This is a genomic window from Streptomyces incarnatus, assembly GCF_001027185.1.
In the GTDB taxonomy this organism is placed as follows: Bacteria; Actinomycetota; Actinomycetes; order Streptomycetales; family Streptomycetaceae; genus Streptomyces; species Streptomyces puniciscabiei.
On sequence record NZ_CP011497.1, the window covers coordinates 4,894,464 to 4,906,221 of the forward strand.

Here is an 11,758-nt window from a genome sequence, read left to right on the forward strand (position 1 = left end):
GCGATGTAGCCGGAACGCGTGCGGCCGGCCCCTCCGAAGCGGCGTACGGCTCAGGCCGCGTGCCCCGTCGTCCGCTCCGGTTCGGCGACGTCCCTGCGGGTGACGGAGCGGTGGACGACCAGTCCGAGGATGATCGCGAGGAACACGACGCTGGTCACCACCGTGCCCAGGCCGAGGCCGCCGTCGCCGGTGGGCTGGGAGAGGTAGCCGCCGAGGGACACGCCGAGCGGGCGGGTCAGGATGAAGACGATCCAGAAGCTCCACACCGCGTCCAGGTCCAGCCCGAAGTGCGCGACGGCCACCGCCGCGATGGCCGCCGCGAACAGGACGGCGGGCAGCCAGTAGCCGAGGCCGACGCGCTCGGACACCAGGTCACCGGCCGCGCTGCCGAGGGCGAAGGTGAACATCACCGCCAGCCAGTAGAAGGACTCGCGGCTGGTGGTGTCGATGTGGCGGAGCGACAGGGTCCGCTCGCGCCGGTACCAGACGACGAAGACGACCGCGAGGACGATCGCGAAGACCGTGGTGCTCGTCTCCAGCGGCACCCCCATAATGTCGGTGAGGTTGTCGCTGATCAGCGTGGAGACGACGCTGATCAGCGCCACCGCCGACCAGTACACGCCCGGCCGGTGGGCGCCGAGGCGGAACTGCACCGCCAGGACGACGGCCAGCAGGGCACTCATCAGCACCGGCACACCGGTCAGCCCGAGACCCGCCTTGTCGTTCAGCAGGTCAGCCGCGGTCTCGCCGACCGTCGTGCACAGCACCTTGACGATCCAGAAGGAGCCGGTGACCTCGGGCACCTTGTTTCCGCGCGGCCGGTGAGGCGAACGGCGCGCCTGGCCGTCCTCCGGAGCGACCCGGCTCTCAGACGTTTCGTAGGTCACGTCGTCCGACCGTGCCACCGGGCACCTGAACGCATCCTGACTGCCGGCGCGCGTCGCTCACCCCGCCCATCCGGTCCGAGCAGGATGGCGCCATGCGCACGCACACGGGAAGTCTCCGCATAGCGGCCCTCCGTTCCTCCCTTGCCCACGCGACGGAAGAAGGCCGCCTTGAACGCTCCGACCACCGCCCCCGCGCCCACCGCCCCCGCGCCCACTGACCGCGCGACCGCCTGGCTGCGGCGCCGGCTGGGCCGGGCCGTGCTGCTGTCCTACGCCTGCGCCCTGTTCGTGCCGGGTCCCGGCCTCTGGCTGCGCCACACGCATGCCCTGCCGCTCGGGCCACTCATCCACCTGCCGGTGGCCGCCGCCCCGTGCCTGCTGTCGCTGGTGCTCTTCTCGGCAGGGCTCCAGGTCCCCGTCCGTGAGCTGGGCCGCGTCCTGCGGCGTCCGAGCGCGCTGCTCGCGGGGCTCGCGCTGCACCTGGCGATCCCGCTGCTGGTGATTCCGCTCGTCGCGTTCCTGCTGCACCGGACGCCCGACACCGACGGCGGCAGCGGCCTGGTCACCGCGATGATCCTCATCGTGACGATGCCCGTCGCCGCCGGCGCCACCGTGTGGACCGGCAAGGGCGACGGCGACCAGCCCACCATGGTGGGCCTGGTACTCGCCTCCACCCTCCTCAGCCCGCTCACCACCCCCCTGGTGATCCAGTTCCTGACCCCCCTGCTCAGCGGCGGCTACCCCGACTCCCTCACCGCGAGCCTCCACACCACCGGGGCGGGCTTCACCCTCGCCGGCGTCGTGCTGCCCTGTGCCACGGGCATCCTGGTCCGCATCGCCCTGCCCCCGACATGGACGGGCCAGGCACTGCGAGTCGTCGCACCCGTGGCCCTCGCCGGCTCACTCCTCCTGACGTACGTCAACGCCAGCGGCGCCCTCGGCTCCTTCATCTCCCACCCGCGCCCGCTGCTGACCGGTGCCGCGCTGATCGTGGCGGCACTGGTCTGCCTTCTGTCGTTCGCGCTGGGCCGGGGCGCGGCCCGGCTGCTGCGGCTCGACCCACCCGCCGCCTCCTCCCTCACCCTGGCCTGCGGCATGAACAACAGCAGCGCCAGCGCCGTCCTGCTCACCACGGCCCTCCCCGACAAACCGCACCTGCTGCTCCCGGTCCTCGCCTACGGCCTGCTCCAGAAAACGGCTGCCAACCGTGTCGTACGACCCCGGGCGCGGCGCCCGGCCTGCCCTTCACCGACGGGCTGAACGGGAGCCTCGTCTCACCTCGCCCGCGGCCATGTCCGCCGGAGAGCCACGGACCGGCGGCCTTCAGGCCGTACCCTCCACCGTCCCGTGACGGCCGACCGGAACGAGCAGGGTGAAGCTGGCCGGAGCGCTGCCCGTCAGGGAGATCCGCCCGCCGAGGCTGCGACACCCGCTTCAGGAGTGGGATCGAATCCTTGCCGGTGGGTGCCCGACGCTGCCACGTTGTGCTGACCTCCCTGGTCAGAGCGTCGCGGCAGCGCACTCGGTCCCGCTCATGCCACCTCGTGCCAGGCAGTCCGCTCACGCATCGCTCACGCATGAGGCACTGAGCAGCGGGTTCACTCGCCGCCGAAGGACCAGGACCTGGACGGCCTTGAGCCCCTCGACACGGTGACCAGCGCGAGGCATGCCGCGTCGTGGGTACTCGCACAACGAGCCTCCGAGCCTGTGGCGGTGGCAATCCGTCATAGCGCTGTCCCATGCCGGCGATCGGCCATGGTGGCATCCGCTGTGCTGAAGGCCCGACGCAGGGCATCCTGGGTTAGGCAGTGTCCGATGGGTCGTGCGGACAGCCTGGTGGTCCTTGCGTCGCGCGGCTGCTCGGAAGGCTCAAGGCGAGCTCCTGGCGAGCGTAGCCCTGGTCAGCGAGCGATCTCGTCCAGCAGCGATGCCAGTTCGATCGGCCGGGAGAACATCGGCCAGTGCCCGGTTGGCAGGTGGCGCAGGTCCATTGCGGCCATCGGTTCGAAGACTGGGTTGCCGGTGTCGGCCAGCATGTGCACCTGTTCGGGAGTGAACGTTGAGGCGATCACCGAGCAGTGCGCGTCCGGCGGCACCGGAGGCCGGTTCAGGGGGCGAGTGGCGGTCGCGAATGGCTGAGGTGTGGCCAACTTGACTATGCGCGTGAGGTGTTCGTCGGTGATTCCCGCCAAGTTGACCGGGTCCGCTGCCGGGTCGAACGGCGGTACTGGCAGCTGCCAGCCGTCCCCCTGTTCCGCGACCTGCTTGCGCCACTCCTCCTGCATCTGGGGCTTATTGAAGTCGATCACAGCCATACCGCCGGGCAGTGGGCCGGCGTCCACATATACGATCCGTGCGATCCGCTCCGGGATCCGGTCTGCGGCACCTGTAACCGGCAGGTTTGCTCCGCTGTGCCCGACCAGCACTACATCCCTCAGATCGTTGTCGTCGATGAGACGGACGATGTCATCTACGTGTGTGTAGACGTCCACATCGGGGGTGGCCTCGGCTGCCCGGTCGCCCAGGCCGGTCAGCGTGAGCGGGTAGACGTCATGTCCCGCTGCCCTCAGCTCCGGTGTCACTTCTTCCCATGCCCACGCTCCGAGCCAGAACCCGGGAACCAGAACGATCTCTGCCATGGCCACTCTCATTTCGCGATTGCCCTGCGTTGTTGGACGCCAAGCTAGGCACGATGGCGGACACCGGCTGTCCTAAATCCGGGTGGCGACGGGGTCTTTCTGAGCAGTTCGAAACGCAGCCACTGGAGACCTTGGGAGTCACGGACGGAGCCAGAGGCGTACGGCAGCAACGGTCACGGTGCCGTGAAAGACGTATGCCCTCTTGTCGAAGCGTGTCGCCACGGCTGGCTGCTGGCCCCTTGGTCGGTCGTGGGCGCGGGCCCGACGGTGGGCACGGCATGCCGCCGACATGACCCGGCGTGGCTGGATGGCCGCCGGCCGGCCGGGGCACGTAGGGCGGCCGCGAGCAGGCCGAACGTGCGCGGGACGGGGTAGGCAGCGGCGAGACGGGTGTGCGCGAGGACTCGCCGGTGTGGTCCAGGCCGCCGTCAGCACGCCCACCCCCACACGGTGGCCACGGCCGCGCCCACGGTGGTGGCGGCCAGCGCGTCGGCAGGGCGTGGCACCCGGCGGGCGGACCCGGGTTGCCCGGTGGTTCGGGTCACCCGGATCCGCATCGGCTGTGGGGCGGTTACTTCGGAGCGACGAGCATGTGTTCGGTGCCGAAGGTGGCGCCGGTGTGTGTGTACATGGTGGTCTCGCCGTCGGACCAGCGGACGAGCAGGTCGTCCGGCCAGCCGTTGGAGTCGTAGCTGCCCGCTGTCATCACCGAGTCGTGGGACCAGATGCTGCCGGCCGGAGCCATCTGGATCTCCTTGCCGGCGCCGCCGGGGCCGGTCTCCTGGAACTGGGAGACATGTCCGTCGGACCAGCGCACCAGGGTGTCCCAGTTGTTGCCGCCGGTGAAGTCACCCGCGGTCACCAGGGTCGCGTCCTTCCAGGCGCTCTTCGGCTTCTCCAGCTGGTGTTCGGTGCCGAAACCCTTGTCGCCGACCGCGGTGTAGTCGGTGACTTCGCCGTCGCTCCAGCGCACCAGCAGGTCACTGACGTACTTCGCGGTGCCGAAGCTGCCCCCGGTGATCTGGTCGGCATGGCTCCAGATGGATCCGGCGTCGGCCAGCTTGATCCCGCCGTCCACGCCCTTGGTGCCGGCGTCGGGGAAGAGCCTGACCTCGCCGGAGTCGAACACCACCAGCAGGTCCGAACCGTTGCCGCCGGCGAAGTCCCCACCGGTGATGGACTTGGCGTTCTGGAACATGCCGTGCGGCGTGGCCAGCCGGCGCTCGCCGGTGAAGCCGCCGTTGCCGTCGCCGGTGTACAGGGTGACCTCGCCGTCGGTCCAGACCACGATCAGGTCGCCCTTGCCGTCGCCGGTGTACTCGCCCGAGGCCATCAGCTTGGCATGGGACCAGGTCTCACCGCCGCCCATGGAGTACGGCAGCGGCGGCTGGTCGTAGGTGGTGCCGTGCTGGGGGACCTGGTTGTTCTTCGCCTCGTCGTACAGGCGGAAGAACCAGTCGCCGTGCATCGGGCTGTAGGTGAGCCAGTCGTCGTTTGCGTCGTCGCCGCCGCCGTAGTACCCGCCAGTGTTGCCGATGATCTCGCCGGTGCCCTTCTTCCAGTCCACCTTGGAGAACCAGGGACCGCCGGAGACACCGCCCCACATGCCACGGCACTTGGCCTGAATCTGGTAGAAGCCGGGCAGCGCCTCCGTCTGCGTGGGGCACCGCACCGGATGGTCCTCGGGGTCGTGGCTGGAGGGGTAGCCGACCATCGTGACCTTGTTCAGGTAACCGGGAGTCCGCACCAGCGTGTTCGCGCCCACCACGTCCTGCGCCTGCTTGCCGCTCTTCGAGGGCTCGAGCTTGCCGAAGGAGAAGTCCAGGTCGGAGATGGGCTTCTTGGTCTCGTGCACGTACCGGTTGTCGGTGAAGAACCTGGCGACCCGGTAGAACCCGAACTGCTGCTTGTCCAGCGTCTGTTCGGCGGCGTACATGGGGACGAAGACGGCCTTGCCCCCGTCGCAGTGCCCGGCGGTCAGGATCAGATTGTGCCCGGGGCTCTCCACCACGCTGGCGGAGCAATGGTGCGCGTGCATCCGCTGGGTGGTCGGGTCGGTGTCGTAGGTGAAGATCGTCCCGACGGACGGCAGGCCGAGGATGTGCTCCGCGGTCGGCATGTCGGCCGCCACGCCGGGATCGGCCGGAGCCGCCCGCCGCAACCGGGCCTTGGCGCTCGGGTCCGCCTGCTGCTCGGGCCGCGCCGGGTCGGTGGCCGAGGCCATGCGTGCAGGCGTCCAGAAGCGGATGGCGTCCTCGTCCGAAAAGCCGTCGTCGCCGGTCTCGGTCGCGGCGGACCCACTCGGGCTCGCCGAGGGGGAGGCCGTGGGTTCGCCGGTGGCGCTCGGGGTCGAGGGGCCGGTGGAGACCGAGGGCGTGGGTTCGGCGGACGGTCCGGTGGACGGATCCGCGGACGGTCCGCCGGACGGCGCCGTCGCCGGAGACAGGTGGGGCGCCGGTGTGGCGTGCCCAACCTTGGCCTGCGCCTGGGCGAGGCTTCCCCCTCCCGTCAGGAACAGGGCAGTTCCGGCCGCGAGGACCGCGAGGCGCGATATTCGTCTGTGTGAGGTATGCAAGGAGCGCTTTCTGAGTCATGGACGAACTGCCTCCGGACCGGAAGCGGCCGGAGGGAGCGAAGGAATGAAGGAAGAACGGAGGAAGGCGAGGAAGCCGAGGAAGCCGAGGAAGGCGAGGGTGGCGAGGACGGCGGGGGAAGGCGGGGAGCACCGGTTCGGTGCCGCCCACCCGTGCCCGCTCGGGCCGCCCGGCGGACGGTCCGCGGCCGCCGGGTTCGCGGGGTTCGCCGCTACGCGGCGGGCTCGGTCTTCCGTGAGCGGCGGCGCCGTACCGCGAACGCGCCGCCGGAGGCGAGGGCCAGCCCCGTGGCCGCGACGCCACCGGTGACCGCCCAGGACGTGCCGTCGCCGTCCGCGACGGGCCGGCCGGCGATCACGACGTGCTGCTTCGTGGTCTGCTGCCCATGGTGGCTGACCACGGTCACGGTGTAGCGGCCGCCGGGTACGTCGCCCCGCAGCTGTCCGTGGCCCGCGTAGACCGTGCCGCCGTCGTCGCATTTGCAGCCGGGGTCGTCCGGGCTGTCCGTCTTGATGGTCAAGGGGCCCTTGAAGATGGGCGACGTGACCGTCAGGGAGTTCTCCCCCGGTGCGGGCCGCAGGTCGGTGAGGACCACCCGGACGTCACTGCCCGGCCGGAGGGAGGCCGGTGTGCCGTAGCCGGGGGACGCGTTCCTGGGACCGATGACGAACCGGTAGATCTGCGCAGTGTTCTCGGCCAGGACCTTGAGTTGCGTGGTGGCGACGGTACGGCCGTGGCTCGTCGCGGTGACCGGATAGGTGCCCGCGCGCAGGCCCGGGCGGACGCGGTGGTCTGTTCCCGGCGCCTCCACCTGGACCGACTGCGCCGACCCCTTCTTCAGGGGAGTCAGGATGATCGGCTCCTGCAGGGCCGGCGAGGTGACCTCGACCTTGTCCCATCCCGGGGGCATGCCCTCAAGGCTGAACGAGATGGCGTCGCCCGCCTCCAGGGGGAGGTTCTGATTCACGTAGTACTCCAGGCGGACGCCGGGAGCCTGGCTCGCGCCCTCGGCCGATGCCACTGCCGCCCCTCCCAGCAAGGCCGCTACGGCAAGACCAGTGACACCCACGGCCCCAACTGCATTGCGGAACAAGGAATTCCCCCTCGGTCTGAGATGGCTGGGCTGGTCAGGCCGCATCCATCAGTCGACCAGGAAGAGGGCAAGAGCGGTCAGTTGGTTGCCGACGACCAGGGATCGAGATCGGCGACGAACTGGGTTCAGTACGCGAACGGGCTCAATACACCGTGGAACCAGGGATCTTTAACGGCCGAGGTTACGACGGTGGGACGTCGAGTTCGGTCTTGGCTAGAGACTGGGCGGAATGCGACGCCAAGCGCCGGGCACTGCTCGACAAGGTGGACCAGGGCGTGCCCGTGCCCACCAAGTCGGCCAAGCTCTCGGAGTGGCTGCCGTACTGGCTGGACAACGTCATCAAGCCTCGGCGCAAGCTCAGTACCTTCGACAAGTACGAGGCACACGTCCGCCTCTACCTGGTCCCGCTCCTCGGGGCCAAGCGCCTCGAATCGCTCGGCGTTGCCGACGTCCGCCGGTTCCTCGTCCGCCTGGAGAAGGACACCACCGCGGCAACCGCCAAGGAATCGCACTGAGTTCTGCGCTCGGCCCTCCTCCGCCTGCCGCGAAGAACTGATCACTCGCAACGTCGCCAAGCTCGTCGAGCCGCCCCGCACCGACAACCGCGGGCTGAAGCCCTGGACTCTGGACGAGACGCTCGACTTCCTGGCCGCGTCCCGCCGGGACCCGCTCTACGCGGCCTTTGTCCTCGCCATCGCCATGGGCATCCGCCGGGGAGAGATCGTCGGCCTCCGCTGGTCGGACCTCGACCTCGACAACCGTGTTCTCTACGTCCGCCAGCAGACGCAGCGCCGTCGCGGCATCCTCTACGACGATGACCCGAAAAGCCGCCGTCGCCGTGCCGTCCCGCTCCCCGTCCTCTGCATCGCGCCCCTGCGCTGGCATCGCATGCGGCAGGCAGCTGCCCGCGCGAAGGCGGGGGAGAAGTGGCAGGAGTCCGCCTACGTCTTCACCACCCGCACCGGCCGCCCAGTTGAGCCCCGGAACGTCTACCGCTCCTTCACCCGCATCGCCCACTCCGCCGGCCTCCGCGTCATCCGGCTGCATGACGCCCGGCATGGCACGGCCACCCTCCTCACGGCGGCGGGAGTCGCACCCCGCGTCGTGATGGAGATCCTCGGCCACTCCCAGATCAGCATCACCATGGACGTGTACACGCACGTGGTTCAGGACACCCAGCGGGAGGCCATGAGCCACATGGACCGGCTGCTCAGGAGGCGGCGCAGTTAGTAGTCGCCGCAGATGTCCACTGGGAAGCCCCCGGCCCTTTCAGGCTGGGGGCTTCCGATCGTGCCTGTCGAAGCTCAGACACGTGGCCTCGTATCGCACAACAACTGTGGTCGGATGATCAGTGAATGAACCAGTCTTTTGCTCCTAGTGCAAAGGCCGATGCAGTGCTGCTGAGCGCCAGCAGTCTGTACGGGATGCGCTCCACAGTCACACGGACGCCACCGCATCGAAGATCGAAGATGGGTCTTGTAGGGGTAGGCGCATCAGAGTTCGGATGCCGTCCGCTAGTTGGCAGCTTTTGGTGTTCGTTTACGCGGCTGGCCACGAGACCACTCCCTCATCGAAACGCATGACGTAGCGCCGCACCCATGTCGGTGGGCGTGGGCTTCCTGTTACGCCGACTCTCAGGGAGCAACTACTTAGACGCGCAAGTCGATTCACGGATCGGCGCTACCTGTTCCAGTGGAGGGCTGAGCTCAGCCGGTGGAGTCATGTCCGTCTGAGCTGCGGCTATATGCCTCCTCGGCGGAGTCGGAAGAGAGGACCCGACTGGCAAGTAGCCGCAGGAGTGCGATCGTTAGCACCGAACCGACAGCCCGGTTGCCGTCGAGTGACAACTACGGTTGTCACCATGGGGCAACAGGAATCCGTTGGCAAGGATAAACGGCCACACTGCTCCGGCGAGCGTGACTCAATACGCTGACTGGCAGCTTGCTCACCTGCGTGTGCTGCGGTACATGCAAGAAGCTATTCAGGAGCTTGCAGCGGACACGGCGCAGACTGCTGGCGGAATGGGCGCTAGCTACAGCCACGTCGGATTCGCCTGGGGGATCTCCCGGCAGGCTGCTCGGAAGAAGTGGCCCCAAGCGGGTGACACCGGGGAATCCTTGCCGGAGACGTTCTCTATAGAGAGGTACGGAGGAAGCGCAGAAGTCAGCCGCGTGCCGGGGCGATCTTCGTGGACGTGGACGGGGCGCGGTTGTGACGGCACCAACGAGCAGGCAGCGCAGAGCTGCGACAGCCCGTGGGCGGCCCTGACCGCAGCTGATGCTTTTCTGCGAGATCACTTCGTGGCGCTTGGGTGGCGTGACGGCGTCGATGTACCGTCGGCCCTCGCGGTCCCTGACCGTGAGACTTGCTGGTGTGCCGACATCGACGACCGATGCTTGCCGGGCGACTCGGCTTGACTTCTAGCGCGCAGCGCGAGCCATGAGCCAGATGGATCGGGCTCTTGCGGGGATGCCCAGGTCGTCAGTGACCGCCCCCGTTGATGTCAAAGGCCCCGGACCATGATCGGTCCGGGGCCTTTTCCCTTGTGCCCCCGGCAGGATTCGAACCTGCGACACCCGCTTTAGGAGAGCGGTGCTCTATCCCCTGAGCTACGAAGGCGTGGGTGGGCGCCTGGTGGGCGCTCGGTCCACAGGGTACCGGATCAGGGGCGGGTGGGGTGGGGTGTGGTGGGGTTCAGGACGTGGGGATGTGGGTGAAGCGGGACGCCGTGTGGAGGTCGGACTCGATGCGGTCGGCGGTGGTGCGGAGCGCGGGGAGGATGTCGTGGACGCAGTCCTCGAGGGTGCGGCGGGCCGCGTGGGTGGCGACGTTCAGGGCGGCGACGGCACGGCCGGACCGGTCCCGCAGCGGTACGGCGATGGATCGCAGGCCCGACTCCAGTTCCTCGTCGACCAGGGCGTAGCCCCGGGTGCGGACCTCGGCGAGGGGCGGAGGGAGGGGGGAGGGGGTGTCGGCGAGGAGGACGCGGCCGAGGGAGGTCGCGGCGGCGGGCAGGCGCGCGCCGACGGTGATGTGGACCGTGAGGACGCGGCTCGCGCCCGCTCCGGCCGTGTACTGGATCTCCGTGCCGTCGGGGGTGAGGACCGCCAGCGCGGTCGGCTCATGCAGGCGGTTCGCCAGGGAGCGCAGGTGCGGCTCGGCCAGGCGGGGGAGGGTGGTCCGGGACAGGGGCGGGAAGCCGAGGTCGAGGACGCGCGGGGTGAGGGTGAAGGTGCGGTCGGGGTGTGCCGACACCAGGCCCAGGTGCTCGTGGGTGAGCAGCGCGCGGCGGGCCGTGGCCCGGGCCAGGCCGGTCGCGCGGGCCACCTCGCTCAGGGACAGCGCCGCGCGGTCCTCGCCGAACGCGGCCGGCACGGTCAGACCGCGTGCCAGGGACTCCACGAAGTCCCGGCCCAGCCGGTGCTTGGACGCCGTGGTCCAGGTCGCGAGGCCGGAGGGGGGCGGGCCGGGCTCGGGCGGTGGTGCCGTGCGCAGTTCGGATTCCATCGCCGCCGCCGCCGTACGGAGGCGGGGCAGGAGGGTGGTGCGCAGGTCGGTCGCCGAGTGGCGGCTGGTGTGGCTGACCACGCTCGCCACGCAGGCCAGGTGGCCGGTGCCCGGGTGCCGTACGGGTACGGAGATCGCGACCAGACCCGGTTCGATCAGCTGGTCGTCCACGGCCCAGCCGTCCCGGCGGGCCCGCTCCACCCGTGCCGGGAAGGCGGAGTCGTCGGCGGGCACCTGCCGTGGGGGTACGGAGGGGAACGTCGCGTCCGTCGGGTCCGCGGCTCGGCGGGCGCGCCAGCGGGTCCAGTCCGGCTCGGTCCACTCGGTCGCGAACAGCGGGCCGGGGGCGGTGCGTTCGGCCGGGAGCAGGTCGCCGATGCGGAAGCTGACGGACATCGCGCGGCGGCGGGTGGCCTGGTGGATGAAGCGGATGCCGTCGAGGTCGGCGACCGCGAGCGACACCGACTCGTCCAGTTCGTCGGCGAGGGCGTCGGCATGGGCGCCGAGCAGCGCGGGCAGGCGGAGGGCGGCCAGGTAGGCGTTGCCCAGCTCCATCACACAGGGGGCCAGGACCACGTCCCGGCCGTCGAGGCGGACGTAGTCCATCCGGGAGAGCGTCGCGGTGATCCGGTCGACCGTGGAGCGGGCGAGGCCGGTGGCCCGTTCCAGCGCGCTCGGGCTCAGCGTGCCGCCCGCCTCGGTCAGCCGCCGCAGCACCCCTACCCCGCGCAGCAACGGCCCGACCGCTTCCCCCGCTTCGACACGGGCGTCGGCATCCAGTGCGGTCTTCGCGGGCATCGGCTCTCCGGTACGGCGTTCGGGCACGCCTACGGTAAACCGCCGAGCGGGAGTCACGGGACGCGTCGAGGGGCAGTCCCGGGGCCACGTCGAGCGGCAGTCACGGGACGGGGCCGAGCGGCAGTCACCGGACGGGGCCGAGCGGCAGTCACGGGACGGGGCCGAGCGGGCCCGGCGCGGCACGGCGCGGTCCGGTTCGATCCGGCGCGGCGCGGCCCGGCATGGCCCGGCATGGCTCGG

6 protein-coding genes, 1 tRNA gene and 1 pseudogene are annotated in these 11,758 nt (G+C 70.0%); 2 read left to right on the forward strand and 6 right to left on the reverse strand.

Going from position 1 to position 11,758, the window contains the following annotated elements; translation table 11 throughout:
- Nucleotides 1-50: 50 nt before the first annotated feature.
- Nucleotides 51-887 (reverse strand): COG4705 family protein, encoded by an 837-nt coding sequence (locus ABB07_RS22085; RefSeq protein ID WP_208900328.1) that lies wholly within the window; start codon nucleotides 885-887, stop codon nucleotides 51-53.
- 168 nt (nucleotides 888-1,055) lie between these two features.
- Here ABB07_RS22085 and ABB07_RS22090 point away from each other — a divergent pair, with 168 nt between their 5' ends.
- Nucleotides 1,056-2,147 carry a bile acid:sodium symporter family protein gene (locus tag ABB07_RS22090; RefSeq protein WP_208900329.1) on the forward strand — a complete coding sequence of 364 codons (1,092 nt, stop codon included), beginning with the start codon at nucleotides 1,056-1,058 and terminating at the stop codon, nucleotides 2,145-2,147.
- A 641-nt stretch (nucleotides 2,148-2,788) separates the two neighbouring features.
- Here ABB07_RS22090 and ABB07_RS22095 read toward each other — a convergent pair.
- From ABB07_RS22095 to ABB07_RS22105, 3 genes are all read right to left on the reverse strand, one after another.
- Nucleotides 2,789-3,526 (reverse strand): alpha/beta fold hydrolase, encoded by a 738-nt coding sequence (locus tag ABB07_RS22095; protein WP_208900330.1) that lies wholly within the window; start codon nucleotides 3,524-3,526, stop codon nucleotides 2,789-2,791.
- Between the two features lie 571 nt (nucleotides 3,527-4,097).
- Nucleotides 4,098-6,101 (reverse strand): trypsin-like serine peptidase, encoded by a 2,004-nt coding sequence (locus ABB07_RS22100; RefSeq protein WP_244189465.1) that lies wholly within the window; start codon nucleotides 6,099-6,101, stop codon nucleotides 4,098-4,100.
- Between the two features lie 230 nt (nucleotides 6,102-6,331).
- Nucleotides 6,332-7,141 (reverse strand): hypothetical protein, encoded by an 810-nt coding sequence (locus ABB07_RS22105; RefSeq protein ID WP_244189466.1) that lies wholly within the window; start codon nucleotides 7,139-7,141, stop codon nucleotides 6,332-6,334.
- Nucleotides 7,142-7,314: 173 nt separating this feature from the next.
- Between ABB07_RS22105 and ABB07_RS22110 the strand changes: the two are divergent.
- Nucleotides 7,315-8,443: pseudogene (locus ABB07_RS22110) on the forward strand (tyrosine-type recombinase/integrase).
- Nucleotides 8,444-9,759: 1,316 nt separating this feature from the next.
- Here the strand turns inward: ABB07_RS22110 and ABB07_RS22115 are convergent.
- Nucleotides 9,760-9,832 (reverse strand) — tRNA-Arg (locus ABB07_RS22115).
- 75 nt (nucleotides 9,833-9,907) lie between these two features.
- Nucleotides 9,908-11,518: an IclR family transcriptional regulator domain-containing protein gene (locus tag ABB07_RS22120; RefSeq protein ID WP_208900332.1), complete on the reverse strand. Its 1,611-nt coding sequence runs from the start codon at nucleotides 11,516-11,518 to the stop codon at nucleotides 9,908-9,910.
- Nucleotides 11,519-11,758 lie beyond the last annotated feature (240 nt).

Coding starts and splice junctions, on each gene's coding strand:
- ABB07_RS22095 (WP_208900330.1), bottom strand. CDS start 3,526: ATGGCAGAGATCGTTCTGGTTCCCGGGTTCTGGCTCGGAGCGTGGGCA.
- ABB07_RS22120 (WP_208900332.1), bottom strand. CDS start 11,518: ATGCCCGCGAAGACCGCACTGGATGCCGACGCCCGTGTCGAAGCGGGG.